Source organism: Apilactobacillus kunkeei (assembly GCF_001421115.1).
Lineage (GTDB): Bacteria > Bacillota > Bacilli > Lactobacillales > Lactobacillaceae > Apilactobacillus > Apilactobacillus kunkeei_F.
Genome location: NZ_JXCW01000004.1, coordinates 59,512 through 77,662 on the forward strand (window position 1 = coordinate 59,512; position 18,151 = coordinate 77,662).

Annotated in this window: 17 protein-coding genes; 14 read left to right on the top strand and 3 right to left on the bottom strand. The window is 35.4% G+C overall.

Annotation, left to right across the window (positions count from 1 at the left end):
• The first annotated feature begins 3 nt into the window (after positions 1-3).
• From RZ55_RS03080 to RZ55_RS03100, 5 genes are all read left to right on the top strand, one after another.
• On the top strand, positions 4-1,125 hold the full coding sequence (locus RZ55_RS03080; protein ID WP_057175737.1) for a nucleotidyltransferase: 1,122 nt from the start codon (positions 4-6) through the stop codon (positions 1,123-1,125).
• A gap of 87 nt (positions 1,126-1,212) precedes the next feature.
• On the top strand, positions 1,213-1,767 hold the full coding sequence (locus tag RZ55_RS03085) for a DUF177 domain-containing protein (RefSeq protein WP_057175739.1): 555 nt from the start codon (positions 1,213-1,215) through the stop codon (positions 1,765-1,767).
• A 56-nt stretch (positions 1,768-1,823) separates the two neighbouring features.
• Positions 1,824-2,003, top strand: coding sequence for a 50S ribosomal protein L32 (rpmF, locus tag RZ55_RS03090; protein WP_034531177.1), 180 nt, complete (start codon positions 1,824-1,826; stop codon positions 2,001-2,003).
• Positions 2,004-2,265: 262 nt separating this feature from the next.
• A complete protein-coding gene (locus tag RZ55_RS03095) occupies positions 2,266-2,952 on the top strand; it encodes a response regulator transcription factor (protein WP_034531176.1) in 687 nt (228 codons plus the stop codon).
• Positions 2,949-4,505 (top strand): HAMP domain-containing sensor histidine kinase, encoded by a 1,557-nt coding sequence (locus RZ55_RS03100; RefSeq protein WP_051592164.1) that lies wholly within the window; start codon positions 2,949-2,951, stop codon positions 4,503-4,505. Before RZ55_RS03095 ends, RZ55_RS03100 begins: the two co-directional genes overlap by 4 nt.
• A 45-nt stretch (positions 4,506-4,550) precedes the next feature.
• Here the strand turns inward: RZ55_RS03100 and plsY are convergent, their stop codons facing one another.
• On the bottom strand, positions 4,551-5,162 hold the full coding sequence (gene plsY / locus RZ55_RS03105; protein ID WP_057175741.1) for a glycerol-3-phosphate 1-O-acyltransferase PlsY: 612 nt from the start codon (positions 5,160-5,162) through the stop codon (positions 4,551-4,553).
• Positions 5,163-5,314: 152 nt separating this feature from the next.
• On the opposite strand from plsY, the gene parE reads away from it, so the two are divergent.
• From parE to msrA, 7 genes are all read left to right on the top strand, one after another.
• Positions 5,315-7,285, top strand: a complete 1,971-nt coding sequence (gene parE, locus RZ55_RS03110; protein WP_057175743.1) for a DNA topoisomerase IV subunit B — start codon at positions 5,315-5,317, stop codon at positions 7,283-7,285.
• Between the two features lie 12 nt (positions 7,286-7,297).
• Positions 7,298-9,766: a DNA topoisomerase IV subunit A gene (parC, locus tag RZ55_RS03115; RefSeq protein ID WP_414827443.1), complete on the top strand. Its 2,469-nt coding sequence runs from the start codon at positions 7,298-7,300 to the stop codon at positions 9,764-9,766.
• A 128-nt stretch (positions 9,767-9,894) separates the two neighbouring features.
• The gene (locus tag RZ55_RS03120; RefSeq protein ID WP_034531170.1) at positions 9,895-10,863 is read left to right on the top strand and encodes a LysR family transcriptional regulator; all 969 of its coding nucleotides are present in this window, start codon (positions 9,895-9,897) and stop codon (positions 10,861-10,863) included.
• Between the two features lie 21 nt (positions 10,864-10,884).
• Positions 10,885-11,811, top strand: coding sequence for a manganese-dependent inorganic pyrophosphatase (locus tag RZ55_RS03125; RefSeq protein WP_034531169.1), 927 nt, complete (start codon positions 10,885-10,887; stop codon positions 11,809-11,811).
• Positions 11,812-11,934: 123 nt separating this feature from the next.
• Positions 11,935-12,642 (top strand): nicotinamide mononucleotide transporter, encoded by a 708-nt coding sequence (locus tag RZ55_RS03130; protein WP_034531166.1) that lies wholly within the window; start codon positions 11,935-11,937, stop codon positions 12,640-12,642.
• A gap of 123 nt (positions 12,643-12,765) precedes the next feature.
• Positions 12,766-13,203, top strand: coding sequence for a peptide-methionine (R)-S-oxide reductase MsrB (gene msrB / locus RZ55_RS03135; RefSeq protein WP_034531165.1), 438 nt, complete (start codon positions 12,766-12,768; stop codon positions 13,201-13,203).
• Positions 13,204-13,220: 17 nt separating this feature from the next.
• On the top strand, positions 13,221-13,742 hold the full coding sequence (msrA, locus tag RZ55_RS03140; RefSeq protein ID WP_034533624.1) for a peptide-methionine (S)-S-oxide reductase MsrA: 522 nt from the start codon (positions 13,221-13,223) through the stop codon (positions 13,740-13,742).
• Positions 13,743-13,780: 38 nt separating this feature from the next.
• Here the strand turns inward: msrA and RZ55_RS03145 are convergent, their stop codons facing one another.
• Complete coding sequence (locus RZ55_RS03145) at positions 13,781-14,755, bottom strand: DNA/RNA non-specific endonuclease (protein WP_057175745.1); 975 nt, start codon at positions 14,753-14,755, stop codon at positions 13,781-13,783.
• A 73-nt stretch (positions 14,756-14,828) separates the two neighbouring features.
• On the opposite strand from RZ55_RS03145, the gene RZ55_RS03150 reads away from it, so the two are divergent.
• Positions 14,829-15,374, top strand: coding sequence for a metal-dependent hydrolase (locus tag RZ55_RS03150; RefSeq protein WP_057175746.1), 546 nt, complete (start codon positions 14,829-14,831; stop codon positions 15,372-15,374).
• A 27-nt stretch (positions 15,375-15,401) separates the two neighbouring features.
• Here RZ55_RS03150 and RZ55_RS03155 read toward each other — a convergent pair whose 3' ends face one another.
• Entirely contained in the window at positions 15,402-17,114 is a 1,713-nt protein-coding gene (locus RZ55_RS03155) for an NFACT RNA binding domain-containing protein (RefSeq protein WP_057175748.1), read from the bottom strand.
• A 157-nt stretch (positions 17,115-17,271) separates the two neighbouring features.
• Here RZ55_RS03155 and RZ55_RS03160 point away from each other — a divergent pair, with 157 nt between their 5' ends.
• Positions 17,272-18,141: a DegV family protein gene (locus RZ55_RS03160; RefSeq protein ID WP_034531158.1), complete on the top strand. Its 870-nt coding sequence runs from the start codon at positions 17,272-17,274 to the stop codon at positions 18,139-18,141.
• Positions 18,142-18,151: the final 10 nt, after the last annotated feature.

Here is an 18,151-nt window from a genome sequence, read left to right on the forward strand (position 1 = left end):
TCGATGAAAGCTGTTGGTATAATTGCTGAATATAACCCGTTTCATAATGGGCATAAGTACCAAATTGAGCAGGCAAGACGAGCAACTAATGCCGACGCAGTCATCGTAATCATGTCTGGAAATTGGGTACAAAGGGGCCAACCCGCTATATTAGATAAATGGACTAGGGCACAAATGGCATTAGAAAATGGTGCAGATATGGTAATAGAGTTACCTGTTCAATGTGCTGTGCAGTCTGCTGATATATTTGCTTTGCATGCGGTGAACATTTTAGCTAGTCTTAAGTGTGAGTGGCTATCATTTGGTAGTGAACATCCAAACATTAACTTTAATGGTCTTGCTAATATTGATTTAAATGAAACTAAAATAGATCAAGATTACACCAAAAGCTATGCTGAGCTAATCAGGGATGCACTAACTAATGCGACTGGAGAAGATGTCAGTGCACCAAATGATGTATTGGCGTTAAACTATGCAATCGCGAACCTAAAAAATAATCATCAAATGAAGCTAGTACCGATTAAAAGAAACGGTGCTAACCATCATGATCATGATTTAAATACCGATGTGTCCATTGCTAGTGCTTCTTCAATAAGAGCCGCTATCTTAGATAATAGTAAGGAACTGGCCCAATATCTTCCCGATAACACTGATATCGAAGTTTTAAAGAAGCATGTTGCTTGGGAAGATTTTTGGCCATTATTAAAATATAAGATTGAAACATCAAGTATTGATGAATTAAATCATATCTATCAAATGACTGAGGGATTAGAATATAGACTAAAGAAGTATATCTATGAAGCACAGTCGTTTGATGAGTTTCTACGCTTAGTTAAATCTAAACGCTACACATACGCAAGACTTCAACGTCTATTCGTTTATACGCTCTTAAATTGGCGTAAAAGCGATGATTTGAGTCAAGAGTATGTCAGAGTATTAGGCTTTAATAAAAGCGGTAGAGCGTATTTGAATGACATTAAGAAGCAAATAGAAATGCCTGTAATTACTAAGATTAATAAGGAACTATCTGAATCAGAATTAAATTTTGATGTAGTATCCGGTAGGATTTATGAAAATATAAATCATATTCCTCAAGATGCAGGAAAAATTCCATTAATTTATTAATTTTTAGGCCGGGTATCAAGGATATGACCTTGACAAACTAACTTCTTAATATGTATAATTAACGCTGTTGCATTAGGAGGAATAGACATGAAATGGTTCTTAAAGGAACTATCAGAATACAAAAATAAGCCACTTTCAGTATCAGAAGATATGAACTTATCTGATGATATTATGAGTAGATATAGCAAGTATGTTATTTCTGCTGATGACGATATTCACGTTGCTGCTAACGTTTTCTCTGAAAACGGTGATGCAATCGTGACTGCTCGTGTAACAGGTAAGATTGTGGTTCCTTCATCTAGATCATTAACTCCGGTTGAGTTACCATTGGATTTCTCAATTAACGAAGTTTATGTTGAGACTAACTTGCGTTTGAAAGAACGTGAAGATGAAGGTGAAATTGCTTTCCTAGTAGATGACGAAGGCGAAATTGATTTTGATAAATCAGTTTCCGATAACATCATCCTACAAATTCCAATGCACATTTTGTCTCCTGAGGAAATCGAAACTGGTAAAATGCCAGAAGGAAATGACTGGGAAGTTATTTCTGAAGACGATTTAGCTGAACAAGAGGCAAATGATAAAAAAGTAGATCCACGTCTTGCTAAGTTAAAGAACTTCTTTGACGATAGTGATAATTAAGCAAGACTTAAAAATTTTTCACTAGTGGATATTTTAATATAAAGGGGGTTTTTGCATTGGCTGTACCAGCAAGAAGAACTTCAAAAGCTAAGAAGGGTATGCGTCGTGGTCACATTAAGTTGGCTAACCCAGGTTTGAGTGCTTGCCCAAACTGTGGTGAATTACGTAAACCTCACATGGTATGTCCTAGTTGTGGATACTATGATGGAAAACAAGTTGTTAATGAAAACAACTAATTAAATAAAAAGCTACCAGAACACCATGGGTCCTGGTAGCTTTTTTTGTTATGTAAGTATAATTATTTTATTTATCTAACCATTTATATTAAACTTAAATCGAGAGAATGGTTCGTTTTCTAATTTAAAATAGTAAATTGGTGAAAAAATTTAAGATTTTAATAATAATATTCGGATTGAGCCCTTCTATTATGAGAAAAAACGTGATAAAATGTACAAAGTAAGTTAAGATTTTCTAAAATAAATGGAGAGGTGTAATTTAATGAGCCGTATTTTGATAATTGAAGATGAAAAAAGCTTAGCTAGATTTGTAGAGTTAGAGTTGAAGCATGAAGGTTACGAAACTCAAGTAGCCTTAGACGGTCGCGAAGGACTAGAAGAAGCACTTAACAACGACTATGATGTTATTCTTTTAGATCTTATGTTACCAAAGCTTAATGGTATGGAAGTTGCTAGAAGACTTCGTGAAAAGAAGACAACTCCAATCATTATGATGACAGCAAGAGATTCTGTTATTGATAGAGTTTCAGGATTCGATCATGGTGCAGATGACTACATCGTTAAGCCATTTGCTATCGAAGAATTATTAGCTCGTGTTAGAGCATTACTTCGTCGTATTGATATCGAAGGTGACGAAAACGCTGAAGACCAAAAGGTTGTTTACTTTAAGGACATTACTGTCGAAAAAGAAAGTAGAATCGTAAAACGTGGAGACGATATTATCGACTTAACTAAGCGTGAATACGAATTACTACTTACTTTAATGGAAAACGTAAACGTTGTATTAGCCAGAGACGTTCTTTTGACTAAGGTTTGGGGATACGATTCAAGTGCTGAAACAAACGTTGTTGATGTTTACATCCGTTACCTAAGAAACAAAATTGATAGACCTGATCAAAAGAGCTACATCCAAACTGTTAGAGGAACCGGTTACGTGATGAGATCATGATTTCCAACCATGATGATAAAGTTTCAAAGACAGTAAGCAGCAATCGAAGATGGTTTTCTCTTAAATGGAAATGGTCAATTGGATCAGCAATTATAATTTTTGTAATTCTATCAATTTTTTCTTTTTTGATTTACAACCGTTTTTCTGATGTCTTATTACACCAGGAGAACTCACGTACTATTGAATCGGATGTAACGATATCAAATCGATTAAGAACGATTAATCGATCATTGGATGAAAAGACAGTTAGTTCTGCTTTAAATCCAAACAGTGGTTTTAGGGACGGCAACCCTAATAATGGAATGTCAACAGACGTTTATTCTGATTCTATTTATACTAACTTATTTAGTAAGGATATCGTGGTTAGTGTATACAATAAGAATTCAGACCAAATCTTCTCATCGAAGAAGTCGCCAAAAAAGATTTACAATTTCAAACCGGTAGATAGCCGTAAAACGGTTATTACCAAGAACTCAGGTAAGACAATCTTAGTTTTAGATTCACCAATCTATTCTGCCAAGACGCATGAATTAATTGGTTATCTAAGAGTAGTTGATTCAATGTCTGACTACAATTTGTACATTAACAAATTAGCCGGAATTTTATTTGTAATTTTAATTATTGGTATCTTCTTCTCTGCTGCATTGTCGTACTTTCTATCATCATACATGCTTCGTCCAATCAAGATTATCTCTAACACCATTCATAGTGTTAAAGAATCTCCTGAAACGGACAGTCGTGTGCCTAAGTTGACTCAAAACGATGAGTTGACTGACTTAGGGGACTTGTTCAATGATATGATTGATACAATGCAAAGATACATTGATCAACAACAACAATTCGTTGAAGATGTTTCCCATGAATTAAGAACTCCGGTCGCTGTAATTCAGGGACACTTAGACATGCTTTCTCGTTGGGGAAAGGATGACCCTGAAGTCCTAGATGAATCAATTAAATCTTCAATCTACGAAATTAATCGTATGAAGAGTTTAGTTCAAGAAATGTTAGATCTTTCTCGTGCTGAACAAGTTGAAATCAACTATGGAAACAAGACAACGGATGTTCAAGATGTTGTTCATCAACAATACAATGATTTCCAAATGATTCACCCTGATTACAAGTTCATCTTAGATGATGATATTGGGGAAGAAACAATCATTCAAATTTACCGTAATCACTTGGAACAAATCTTGATTATCTTGTTAGACAATGCTGTTAAGTATTCTAAACAAAGAAAGGAAATTCATATTTCACTTTCTCGTAAGTATCGTTATGTCGATATTGCGGTTCAAGATTTTGGTGAAGGATTAAGCCAAGAAAGCATTGATAAAATCTTTAACAGATTCTACCGTGTTGATAAGGCTAGAAGTCGTAACCAAGGTGGTAATGGTTTAGGACTATCAATCGCTAAGCGTTTGGTAGAGGCCTATAACGGTAAAATCAATGTTGAAAGTTCATCGGGATATGGATCAATCTTTACAATTTCATTCCCAATCCTTTCAAAGGATAAGATTGAACATTTGAAACAACTAGATATGAATACTAAGCAATAAGCGCAATAAAAAAAAGCACTGCAATTAAGCAGTGCTTTTTTCGTGTTATTTATTGTTTTGATGTTTGTATACCAAACCAAATGGAACTAAGTTTTCGTTACCTTCTTTAATACGTTGAATGTTACTTCTGTGCTTAATGAAAATAAAGATTGTTAGAATAATACCAATAACGCCAAGTACGTAATCATGATCCAATAAAATCAAGATTGTGATTAATGGAAATGAAATCATACTTGCTACACTAACCATACTAGTTAGGTAGGTAAATGAAATTTCAAAGATAAAAGCACATAAGAATAAGATTGGATGAATTGCTAGTAACATTCCGGCACTAGTAGCAACGGCTTTACCACCCTTAAACTTAGCAAAGATTGATAATGTATGTCCCAATACAGCGAATAAACCAAATACGATTGGTGATACGTTATAGATATGGAAGAATGTTGGTAGCAATGTTGCAATGGTACCCTTTAGAATATCTAAAACCATAACGACAGCACCGGCAGTCTTACCAAGTTCTCTAAATGTATTGGTGGTTCCCATATTTCCAGAACCTAACTTGGTAATATCTTTATCGAAAAAGACCTTACCAATCCAGATTCCATTAGGAATTGCCCCTAACAAGTAGGCGACAATTAATAAAATTGTGATTTTCAAAAATGGTTCCTCCCAAAAATTAACTATCTATTAATTTTACCATTTTTAAGCATTATGACAACATCTTCTCTATATAGGACGTTTAATATTCCCTTTTAAAAGCGTTTTAAATAAGGTAATATATTATATTGTATGAAAGGGAGTGCGTTACGATGGCTAAGAAGTCAGAAAATTATAATGATGACTCCATTCAGGTCCTAAAGGGTCTGGAGGCAGTTAGAAAGCGCCCTGGTATGTATATCGGTTCTACTGATAGCAAGGGTCTTCATCATTTGGTATACGAAATTGTAGATAATGCGGTCGATGAAGCATTAGCAGGATATGGTGACGAAATTGACGTTACTATCCATAACGATAATAGTATAACTGTGGTGGACCACGGACGTGGGATGCCAGTGGGAATGCATTCATCAGGTAAGCCAACTCCCGAAGTTATCTTAACCGTGCTACATGCCGGTGGTAAGTTCACCGAAAACGGTGGATACAAGACTTCAGGGGGACTACACGGGGTTGGATCAAGTGTTGTTAATGCACTTTCAACTCACTTAAGCGTGACAATCGTAAGAGATGGCTACAAATATGAAGAAGATTTTGAAAATGGTGGTCAACCAATTGGAACTTTGAAAAAAATTGGTAAGACAAGTGAACACAGTGGAACAACTGTAACATTTAAACCAGATTCAGCAATCTTTACTACCACAATTTATAACTATGAAATACTAAAACAACGTTTAAGAGAATCTGCCTTCTTGTTAAACGGAATTAAAATTACTTTAACTGACGAACGTGAAGGTCAAGAACGAAGCGATGAATTCTATTTCAAAGATGGAATCAAGGAATTCGTTCAATACTTAAATGAAGACAAACACACATTGGGTAACATTATGTACTTTGACGGATCAAAAGATGGTGTTGAAGTAGAAGTTGCCGCACAATACAACGATGGTTATACAGAGAATACATTATCATTCGTTAATAATGTGCGTACCAAAGATGGTGGTACTCACGAATCAGGATTTAGAAGTGCCTGGACTAAATCATTTAACGACTTTGCTAGAAGAGTAAAGTTACTTAAGGATAAAGAAAAGAACCTAGATGGTAGCGATGTTCGTGAAGGACTATCTGCAATCATCTCTATTAAGGTGCCCGAAGAAATGCTTCAATTCGAAGGACAAACCAAGGAAAAGCTAGGAAGCCCAGAAGTGCGTTCTATCGTCGATAACATCGTTTCCGAACAATTGGGTTACTACCTAATGGAAAACGGTGAATTCGCCCATGAATTGGTTCATAAGTCCCTTCGTGCCCGTAAGGCCAGAGAAGCTGCGCGTAAGGCCAGAGATGAAAGTAGAAATGGTAAGAAGAAACACAAGAAGGAACGTCTACTATCAGGTAAGTTAACACCAGCTCAATCTAAGGATGTTTCTAAGAACGAATTGTTCCTAGTCGAAGGGGACTCTGCCGGAGGTTCTGCTAAGCAAGGCCGTGACAGAAAACATCAAGCTATCTTGCCACTTAGAGGTAAGGTTTTAAATACCGAAAGAGCTAAGTTAGACGATATTCTTAAAAACGAAGAAATTAGTACCATGATCTACACAATCGGTGCCGGAGTGGGTCCAGAATTCAATATTTCTGATGCCAACTACGACAAGGTTATTATCATGACCGATGCCGATGATGATGGTGCTCATATTCAAATTCTACTATTAACATTCTTCTACAAGTACATGCGCCCAATGGTTGAACAAGGTCGTGTCTACATTGCACTACCACCGCTATACAAGATTCAACAAAAGTCCGGTAAGAAGAATCATGTTGATTATGCATGGACCAATGACGAATTAACCGAAAAGTTAAAGGAATTCGGTCAACACCCAGCTCTTCAAAGATTTAAGGGTCTAGGTGAAATGAATGCTGATCAATTATGGGAAACTACTATGGATCCTGAAAACAGAACATTAATTCAAGTTCAAATCGACGATGCTGCACTAGCCGAAAAACGTGTTACTACATTAATGGGTGACAAGGTTGAACCAAGACGTGAATGGATTGAAGAAAACGTTAAGTTTACACTTGAAGAAGACGGCAGTATCTTAGATACCACCAAAGAAACAGAAAACGAGTAGATAGGAGGAACTATAGTGGTTAATCATTCAGTTATTGAAAAACTAACGCTTGAACAAATCATGAGTGAAAGATTTAGTAGATACTCTAAGTCAATCATTCAAGAAAGAGCGTTACCAGACGTTCGTGACGGATTAAAACCGGTTCAACGTCGTATTCTATACGCCATGAATAAAGACGGAAATACTTATGACAAGGGATTTAGAAAGTCTGCTAAGTCCGTTGGTAATGTTATGGGTAACTTCCATCCCCATGGTGATAGTTCAATCTATGAAGCATTAGTACGTATGAGTCAAGAATGGAAAATCAGAGAACCATTAATCGAAATGCACGGTAATAATGGTTCAATGGATGGAGATCCAGCTGCGGCTATGCGTTATACAGAAGCACGTCTAAGTAAGATTGCTTCTGAAATGCTAAGAGATATTGATAAGGATACTGTTGATTGGGTGCCTAACTTTGATGACACCGAAAATGAACCAACAGTATTACCATCTCGTTTCCCTAATCTATTAGTTAATGGTGCAACCGGGATTTCATCAGGTTATGCAACCGAAATTCCTCCTCACAACCTATCTGAAGTATTAGATGCTTTGATTTACCTACAAAAGCATTCAGATGCTACTTTGGATGACTTAATGCAATTCATTAAGGGACCTGACTTCCCAACAGGTGGAATCGTACAAGGTCTAGACGGCATTAAGAAGGCTTATGAAACTGGTCGCGGTAAGATTATCATCCGTTCTAAGACAGATGTTGAAGAACTACGTGGTAACAAGACACTTATTCGTGTAAGTGAATTACCATATGAAGTTAATAAGCTACAACTAGTTAAGCAAATCGATGAAATCAGAATTAACAAGAAGATTGATGGAATTGCTGAAGTTAGGGATGAAAGTGATAGAAACGGTCTATCAATTGCGATTGAATTAAAACGTGATGTTGATGCTACCGGTATTCTTAACTACCTATTCAAGAACACGGATCTACAAATCAACTATCACTTTAACGTCGTTGCAATTAATAAGATGCGACCAGAACGCCTATCATTAAAGGAAATTCTAGAATCATACCTAGATTACCAACGCTTGATTGTTGCTAAACGTACTAAGTACGACTTAGACAAGGCAATGGCAAGACAACACATTGTAGATGGTTTAATTAAGGCCTTATCAATTTTAGACCAAGTTATTAAGACCATTCGTGCAAGTGATAACAGAAAAGATGCATGTAATAACTTAATCTCTGAATTCGACTTCTCTGAAAAACAAGCAGATGCGATTGTTAAGTTACAACTATACCGTTTAACTAATACCGATGTGGTTGAACTACAAGCTGAAAAAGATAAGTTAAGTGCAGACATTCTAGAATACAACACCATCTTAAATGACAAGAACGAACTAAATAAGGTATTAACCGAAGAGTTCAAAGACATTAAGAAGGCTTATGGTAACGATCGACTTACTAAGATTGAAGCAGAAGTTGAAGAACTTAAGATTAGTAAGACTATCACAGTGCCAGAAGAAGACGTTGTTGTGCTAGTCAGTCATGACGGATACTTAAAACGTAGTAGTGTTCGTTCATACAAAGCCTCAGAAGTTGAAGAAAATGGTCTAAAGGAAGACGATTATCCAATCTTCTTAGAACAAATGACGACACTACAACACTTATTCATGTTTACTAATAAAGGTAATCTAATCTATCGTCCAGTTCATGAAATTACAGATGCTCGTTGGAAAGAAACCGGTGAACATATTTCTCAAACTATCGGTTTAGCCGATGACGAAGAAATCATGAAGGTCATGTCATTTAAGACGTTGAAAGAAACTGGTAAGTTTGTAATCTCTACTAGTGACGGATACATCAAACAAACTGAGTTTGATAAGTTAACTCCTGGTAGAAACTACCGTTCAAGACCAGCTGTATTTGAAAAACTAAAAGATGATAGTGCAAACGTAGTTAATGTTGATTACCTAGCAGATGCAAATGCTAATCCAAATGTCTTTATTGCATCTAACGTTGGACTAGCTACTTGTTTTGAATTAGATGAAGTATCATATTCTGGTGCAAGATCTACTGGTGTTCGTTCAATGGACATTAGGGATGAAGAACAAGTTGTTGATGTGCAACTAGTAGAACAAGACGATAAGGTAGGGATGATTACCCAACGCGGATTCTACAAGAACATGAAGGTAGATGAAGTACCTCTTGCTAGTCGTGCAAGAAGAGGGGTTCAAGTTCTAAAATCATTGAAGAAGAACCCACATGAATTGGTTGACTTTGTAAAACTAGAAAAGGCAACTGACAGCTTTAACCCAATTAGAGTATTTACTAATAGACGCCGTGTCCATGATATTATGCCAGGTGACCATCCAGTAAATGATCGTCAATCAAACGGTTCTGCTGTTATGGATGTCGATGCTGAAGGTACACCAACCAGCATGGCTGTATTACATCCAGAAGTAGTGGCGAATATTAAGTAATATAACTCCAATAGAAATATATTATTATTATCATAAAATATATTGTTATTTTATGATGGATAGGTTATTATATTTTAATGAACTATTAATAGATAATAATATGTAATAAATGATATAGGGGTATAAGCATGAAAAAAACTAAGCAAGAAAATATTTTCTCTTCTAAGACACTTTCATACTTTTTGCAATTAGCAGAAACTATGAATTACACTCAGGCTGCGCAAATTTTGGGAATTACACAACCTGCGTTAACTCAACAAATTAAAAAACTAGAAAAGACAGTTGGCGCTCCATTGTTTTACTCAATTGGTAAAAAGCTAAAGTTATCATCTGCCGGTAACATTATGCTTAAGTCAACTAAAGATATTTATGAAATTCTAAACCAAACTGCTGATGAAATTGAACAATCAAACAGTGCATCAACTGGTGACATTAACATTGGTGTTCTATCATCAATCCAAGTTAAAGTTTTTGAAAAGTTCATTGCTCAACTTTACAAGAAGAATCCTGAACTAAAGGTTAACCTAAGAATGTTAACTCGTAAGGAAATTTGGGAAAGTTTGGAAAACAACCGTATTGATTTAGCAATTATGTACTTACCAGATTCATCAATTAAGAACTGGAAGCCATACGAAGCTCAAAAGATTATGAGCGATGACTTAATGTACATTCACCACAACGAAAAATTAGCTGGTAAGGATAAGATTAAGTTTAAGGACACATTGGATCGTCCTTGGGTTACTTACCCAGAAGATTACTTCTTAGATTCAATCCTAAAGACTGAATACAAAGATCAGCTTCTAGATAATCCTAAGAGTGGCGCTTGCTTCTCAACTCCAGACCAAATTTTACGTTTTGCTGTTAATACTGGATTAAATACTGCTCTTCCAAGTTCATTTATGATTGACAAAGATGTCAAAACATTGGAAGATAATAATACATGGGTTGCCCGTTTGAATCCAAATATCAATTTTGATTTAGCATTCGTTTACAGATCTAACAAGAAGATGATTCCTCGTGTTGGTTCATTCCTAGACGAATTCGATGCCTTCTTAGATGAAGAAGACTACCTATCAAGATTAAAGGACAACTACTAAAAATACGAAGGAAGTTTTATTATGGCTAAAGAATTAGTTTTCGGACACCAAAGTCCAGATACTGATGCAATTTGTGCAGCTATCGAATATGCATATTTACAAAATAAACTAGGATACGACGTTGAAGCCGTTGCTCTAGGTACTCCAAACGAAGAAACTAAATTTGTTTTAGATTACTTCGGTCAAGAAGCACCTCGTGTTATCACTGAAGCTTCATCAGAAGTAGACTCAGTTATGCTAGTAGATCATAATGAACCTCAACAAAGTGTTTCAGATATTGATAAATTAACAGTTACTCACGTAGTTGATCACCACAGAATTGCAGATTTCAACACTGAAAAACCTGTATTCTACCGTGCTGAACCAGTTGGTTGTGTAAGTACTGTATTATTTGAAATGTTCAACGAAAAGAATGTTGAAATTCCTGAAAAATTAGCTGGTCTAATGCTTTCAGCAATCATTTCAGATACTTTATTACTAAAATCACCAACAACTACTGATGTTGATAAAAAGGCTGTTGCTGAATTAGCTAAGATTGCTAAGGTTGATGCTGAAGAATATGGTATCAAGATGCTAAAAGCTGGTACTAACGTTGATGCTAGATCTGACAAGGACCTAATCGACGGTGACGCTAAGTCATTCACTATGGGTGGCAAAGCAGTACGTATCGACCAAATCAACACTGTTGATTTAAACGACGTATTAAAACGTAAAGAAGACTTATTAAAGGCAATGGAAGAAGAAGCCAAAGCAGAAGGCTACGACTTATTCTTAGTAATTGCTACCAACGTATTAGACAGTAATTCTGAAGCCATCGTTTACGGTGAACCAAAGGATGCTGTAGAAAAAGCATTTAACCAAAAAGTTTCAGAAGATACAATTGCACTTCCAGGTGTTGTATCAAGAAAGAAACAAGTTGTTCCTCAATTAACTGATGTTTTAGACTAATACTAGGACGTATTTAAAGGACACATCCTAATGGGTGTGTTCTTTCTTTATATAAAAATATATCTGACAGCGTTGCTTCCGGAATACGGCTGTCTCAAATAAAAACAATAGGAGATCTTCAAAATGGTAAAGGTATTTAGAAATTTAGCTACTTCAAAGACAATGGATTTATTAGGAATCGCAATTATTTTCTTATCAGCGTTTCTTTCAGGTTATTTATTCGAATCACTAAACGATGTGACTCATTGGGGCCATTGGGCAATCTTTGTTCCATTCGGACTAATTAGTGCTTTTGACGCGTGCATGTCAATCATGTCTACTAGATTGGTTGGTCGTTTTAGTAATCTAGGTAACTGGATTGGTGTTCCTGAAATCATTCTTGGATGTGCAATTGATTACCTATTGGGAAACCATGGGGCAATTTTAACTTATCCAATCAGTTTTATTATCCAAATTTGGGCAATTAGAACATGGACTAACTCTGATAAATTCAAGAAATCTGATTTCATGAATACCAAAAAGGGACAAATTGTCTTCGTACTATTGTCATTATTATCACTAGCATTTAGTTTTGGTATTAATTACATCGGATACGGTAGTTTAAATTCATCTGATTCTGTTTTATATGTATTAACTAGTTTTGTGTTCGGAATTTCATTGATCGCAAATATCATGAATGCAATGAAGATATCTACACAATGGAAATTCTGGCTATTATACGACTTTATTCAACTAGCTAAGGCAATTAGCCAATTCAACTTTGCAAACGTCGGTAAGTACATTTATTACATTCTAATGGCACTTGCTGGTAATGCATATTGGAAGGATTAATTAATATGTTTTTCTGTGCTAATAATTTGCATTATTTTTTATAATCGTTATCATTATAGTTATGTCGTGTACGATATATCTCCACCGGATATATCAGATCAAGCAAAAGGAGCTGTTACGATTATGAAGAAATACAGTGAAGAAGAATTAAGAAGTAGATTAACTGACGAACAATACGAAGTTACTCAAAACGCCGGTACAGAAATGCCATTTTCAAACGAATATGATAACTTTTTTGAAGATGGTTTATACGTAGATATTGTATCAGGTGAACCTTTATTCACTTCAAAAGATAAATACAACTCTGGATGTGGTTGGCCAGCATTTACTAAGCCAATTGAACAAAGCAGCATTAAGAGTAATTTAGATACCTCACATGGTATGGTGAGAAACGAAGTAAGAAGTAGCGAAGCTAACTCACACTTAGGTCACGTCTTTCCTGATGGTCCTAAAGACAAGGGTGGATTGAGATACTGCATTAACTCAGCATCATTAAGATTCATTCCAGTTAACAAGTTAGAAGAAGAAGGCTACGGCCAATACGCTGCAGAATTTAAATAGGAAGGGAGATTTGTTTTATGAGTAAAGATACAGCTATTTTCGCAGGAGGATGTTTTTGGTGCATGGTTGAACCATTTGACCAACAACCGGGAATTGAAAGTGTTATCTCAGGTTACACTGGAGGGCACGTTGCAAACCCAACATACGAACAAGTATGTAGCCATACAACAGGTCATACTGAAGCCGTTGAAATTACATTTGATCCTGAAGTAATTTCATACAAGGATTTAGTCGAAATTTACTGGAGACAAACAGATCCAACTGACGCTTCTGGTCAATTCCAAGACAGAGGTGACAGTTACCGTCCTGTTATCTTCGTTAACAGTGAAGAACAAAGAAAAATTGCTGAAGAATCAAAGAAGCAATTAGCTGAAAGCGGTATGTTTGACGAACCAATCGTTACATCAATCGAAGATGCTAAACCATTCTATCCAGCTGAAGACTATCACCAAGATTTCTACAAGAAGAACCCATTAAGAGCTCAAATTGAAGAATTAGGTGGCCGTCAACAATTCAAGGATACAAAGTGGGCTAAATAATAATAAAAAGGTTCCTAGCTTACGCTAGGAACCTTTTTTTAATACTTATGTCTGTAATAGTGGCGACGTGAATGGTATTGTCGATGTTCTGATTCTTTCTTGTATTCCTTACGATACTTTCTTTCGTAGTGTTTTTTAATTTCGTGATGAACAACACCTGCTACAACGGCATCTCTTACGTAGTGGTGTTTTCTGTATGAGTTACGGTGATTATTGAAAGATGGTGCATTTGCAGGTGTAGGAACCTTAATCTCGTTATTTATCTTGGATCTACCGGTTGCATAGTCGAATTCAACACCAGGTTGAACATTGAAGATGTAAACATTAAAGTTTAGACTTCCATCAGTTGAAATAGCTTGCATATGAACACCACGAGCCATTAATTCATTTCCTCTAAAAATAGGGGTAACTTGGAAAATAACCCTTTTATCTTTTCTAAGTGCTTCTCTTACTTGTGATTCGTAAATTGTTTGTAGTTTTTGATTACTGAATGCGGTTTGGGTAAATAAGTTCTTCAAATTATTTTGATCACCAGATTGTACTGATGGTTCGTATTTACCATTTACACTAATTCCCTTAGATAAACTGTAGGCAATTTCATGGCCACGATTGATAATAGCATCATTATTAACGAACTTTTGGTGCCATCCAGTTGGTTGAACCACTTGTCTGGTTCTTAGGCTGTCGTTGGCAATATTACGCTTTTCTAAGTAGGCAGTATTACCCTCAGATGTTCTGTTTAAGGAATCTAGATTAGTGTATTCAACATGATTGTATTTCCAATCAGATGCTTTTAGGTTAGATGCATCATTGTTCACCGTCATGATTGCTGACGTGTTATTTTGATAGTTTAGTGACGCTAAATCACTTGTATTCGTATTTGGCAAATCTTTGGTAACGTCTGATGATTTGCTGCTCTTGGTAGCAGTCTTTTCGTTACTATTATTTGCACAGCCACTTAGTACTAATGAAAGTCCAATAGTAAGAGTGGTCATTAGTTTAGTATATTTCAATTAAAAATCCTCCTAATAAACCTATGTATGATAAAATAGTTGTCTAATGTTAAATACGTAAGGAATGTTATTTTTGGCGCTAAGAAAAACGCATATTGCTTCAGCAGAAGCAGTAATGATGGGTTATGCCATTTCAACTAATCAACCTTTACCAATTATCATAACTGAGACAATTGGAGTATGGATTGGTAGTCAACTTCCTGATATTGATCAAAGACAAACTAGAATAAATAAGAAAACCGGTGTAGAAACATCCGTTCTGACCTTATGGGGTCATCGAACCTGGTCACACAGTATTTGGATACCAGCCTTCCTATTTATTTTAGCACGCTACAGCTCTAATAGCCCAATCCTAAATGGAATAAGTGTCTATGGATATAAAGTGATGGGATACTTTTATTTTACGTTGGTTTTGGGTTACTTCTTGCATGAACTATTAGATGCTTTTTCAGTTGAAGGAATTAGATGGTTATATCCATTAGGAAATCGTAAAATCATACGTAAGAAGGGCATATTTAGATACAAGGTTCATAGTATGAAAGAAATCATGATTAGATATGTTTCCGTTACGATTGTAGTGATTGAATTGATTTTATATTTATATAAAAACTTAAAATAAAAAGGGGTGCATCTAAGACGCATCCCTTTATTTATTTTCTCTTAATTGATCAACGAATTCTTTACTTGGCGTTACAAAGATGGTCTTTTGACCTTCGTAAATAACAAATCCAGGCTTAGAGCCATTTGGTTTTCTGATTTTTTTAACTTGAACATAGTCAACAGGAACGGTTGCTGAATCCCTTGCTTTAGAGAAGTAGGCGGCAAGCATTGCAGCTGTTTCGATTGTTTCATCATCTGGATTGAAGTCCTTGATGATAACGTGAGAACCATGAATCTTTTGCGTATGCAACCAAGTATCTCTCTTATCAGCATCCTTCATTGTTAACTTATCGTTTTGAAGGTTATTCTTACCTACAAGAATGTGAATGCCTTTGTCAGTAATAAATTCTTCAGGTTTACTAATCTTGGTATTCTTATTTTTATTTTTAGAATTACGGTTGTTATGATGCTTTAAATAACCTTCGTTTTTTAGTTCGACTTTGATGTCGTCTAAATCGGATGGATTGGCAATCTCAATTTGTGAAAGGATGTTTTCAAAGTAGTCAATTTCATCATTGGTCTTCTTTAATTGTTCAGTCACAAATGAGACAGCATTCTTTTCCTTTTGATAACGTTTAAAGTATTTTTGCGCGTTTTCTGAAGGAGTTAACTGATTAGAAATACTGATGTCGATTTCGTTTCCATTATCATAGAAATTAGGAAGGGCAATCTTAGTCATTCCTTTTTGAATCTTGTATAGGTATGTGGTAAGAATTTCACCCTTAATACGATATTCATCGGCATACTTAGTATTATCCAAGGTTTTTTCAAGTTTTTTCTTCTTGTTTTTATTCTTCTTTAACTCACTTCTAGCAACCTTAATTAATTGGCCACCTTGTTCGCGGACACGATCCAATCTAGCTTTTGTTTCGTAGAAGTTATCTAGCAATTCGCTTAACGTATCATATTGAATGTTATTGTCTTCAAAAGGATAGACATTAAAACTATTGCTCTTATCATGTTCAATCATGGTTGGGATTGGATTGTTGAAGTGATTAAAGAACTTATCAAACTTATCTTTGACAGCACCATCTTGATGCATTGCTTGAGCAAGATATAATGATGTGTCTTTACCTAGTCCTTGGATTCTCTTACGTAGTTCGGATGATAGAACCTCTTGGTTAGGGAATTCTTTAGTTAAGTCTTCAATTTTTTGATAATCAACGTTTTCAGCAAATGGATTAACCATGTCTTGGTTTGGTGGGGTGATGTATGTGTCACCAGGTAAAATGGTTCTGTATCTATTCTTATCTGCACCAATTCGTTTGATTGCATCGATGATTCGCATATCATCTTGTGTATCTACTAAGATGATATTACTGTGTCTAGCCATGATTTCTACGACTAAACGCATTTCCTTTAAATCACCAATTTCGTTTCTAGTTGTGAAATGAAAAATCATTACACGGTCATTATCGATTTGGGATACTTTCTTTAAAACTGATCCACTAAGATGTTTTCTTAATGTCATTGTGAAAGTAGTTGGTGTGTGCGGATTAACGTATGGAATTCTTGAAACTTGCACACGCGCATAATTAGGGTTGGCTGAAATTAAAATTGGGTAGTTTTTATGGTTGGATCGAACTGTTAACACAATTTCGTTATCATATGGTTGATTGATTTTGGATACTCGACCACCTGAAACTAATCGATTTAATTCACCAGTCATTGCATGAGTAAATGATCCATCAAATGACATTATCTCATCTCTCTTTCGTACAAAGTATTACATTCTAGTATAACTGATATACAAGCAAATTAGCAAAAATAACAGAGTTCTCATGATATAAATATGTTTTAATGTTATAATTTTATTTATAAATAATCGTATGTATTATGAAAAAGGATGAAAGATAATGAAAATTGCAATCGTAACAGATAGTACTTCTTATTTATCAAAAGAAGAACAAGAAAAATATGGAATTCATATTGTTCATATGCCTGTAATGATTGATGGTAAAAGCTATGAAGAAGGCAGCAACATCTCAACAGATGAATTCTATGAAAAACTAAAAAACTCACAATCATTCCCAAGTACATCACAACCACCAATGGGTGAGTTGATTAACTTGTATGATTCATTGGCAGATGAAGGTTACGACACTGTAATCAGTATTCATTTAGCAAGTACCATTTCTGGTTTTTACAATTCATTGTCAGCACTTGCACCAACCATTGAAAACATTAAGGTAATTCCTTATAACTCAAAGATTACCGTAAAACTAATGGGTAACTTGGCAATCGAAGCTGCAAAGAAGGTACAAGCGGGGGCTAGCGTCGATGAAATCATTGAACATTTAGATCACGTTAGAGATACTATCGATGAAGTATTTGTTGTTGATGACCTACAAAACCTTGTAAGAGGTGGAAGACTATCAAATGCTTCAGCATTCCTTGGTAGCTTACTTAAGATTAAGCCATTACTGACTTTCGATAAGAAGAGTAATGAAATTGTGGCTTTTGAAAAGGTAAGATCTCGTAAGAAGGCACTTAAACGTACTGAAGAAATCTTCAAAGAAGCTGCATCTAAGGTTGATTATCCATTAAAAGCAATCGTGATTAATGGTAATGATCCAGAAGCTGGACATGAATGGAAAGAAAATATTCAACAATTATATCCAGATATGAGTATTGAAGAAAGTTACTTTGGACCTGTTATTGGTACCCATTTAGGTAACAAATCTCTTGCTCTAGCTTGGATGATTGATACTGACAAAAAGGACTAGTTTATGCTAG

Bases quoted from the DNA above. Each gene is read 5' to 3' on its own strand.
- RZ55_RS03080 (WP_057175737.1), top strand. From the start codon at position 4: ATGAAAGCTGTTGGTATAATTGCTGAATATAACCCGTTTCATAATGGG.
- RZ55_RS03085 (WP_057175739.1), top strand. From the start codon at position 1,213: ATGAAATGGTTCTTAAAGGAACTATCAGAATACAAAAATAAGCCACTT.
- RZ55_RS03095 (WP_034531176.1), top strand. From the start codon at position 2,266: ATGAGCCGTATTTTGATAATTGAAGATGAAAAAAGCTTAGCTAGATTT.
- RZ55_RS03100 (WP_051592164.1), top strand. From the start codon at position 2,949: ATGATTTCCAACCATGATGATAAAGTTTCAAAGACAGTAAGCAGCAAT.
- parE (WP_057175743.1), top strand. From the start codon at position 5,315: ATGGCTAAGAAGTCAGAAAATTATAATGATGACTCCATTCAGGTCCTA.
- RZ55_RS03120 (WP_034531170.1), top strand. From the start codon at position 9,895: ATGAAAAAAACTAAGCAAGAAAATATTTTCTCTTCTAAGACACTTTCA.
- RZ55_RS03125 (WP_034531169.1), top strand. From the start codon at position 10,885: ATGGCTAAAGAATTAGTTTTCGGACACCAAAGTCCAGATACTGATGCA.
- RZ55_RS03130 (WP_034531166.1), top strand. From the start codon at position 11,935: ATGGTAAAGGTATTTAGAAATTTAGCTACTTCAAAGACAATGGATTTA.
- msrB (WP_034531165.1), top strand. From the start codon at position 12,766: ATGAAGAAATACAGTGAAGAAGAATTAAGAAGTAGATTAACTGACGAA.
- msrA (WP_034533624.1), top strand. From the start codon at position 13,221: ATGAGTAAAGATACAGCTATTTTCGCAGGAGGATGTTTTTGGTGCATG.
- RZ55_RS03155 (WP_057175748.1), bottom strand. From the start codon at position 17,114: ATGTCATTTGATGGATCATTTACTCATGCAATGACTGGTGAATTAAAT.
- RZ55_RS03160 (WP_034531158.1), top strand. From the start codon at position 17,272: ATGAAAATTGCAATCGTAACAGATAGTACTTCTTATTTATCAAAAGAA.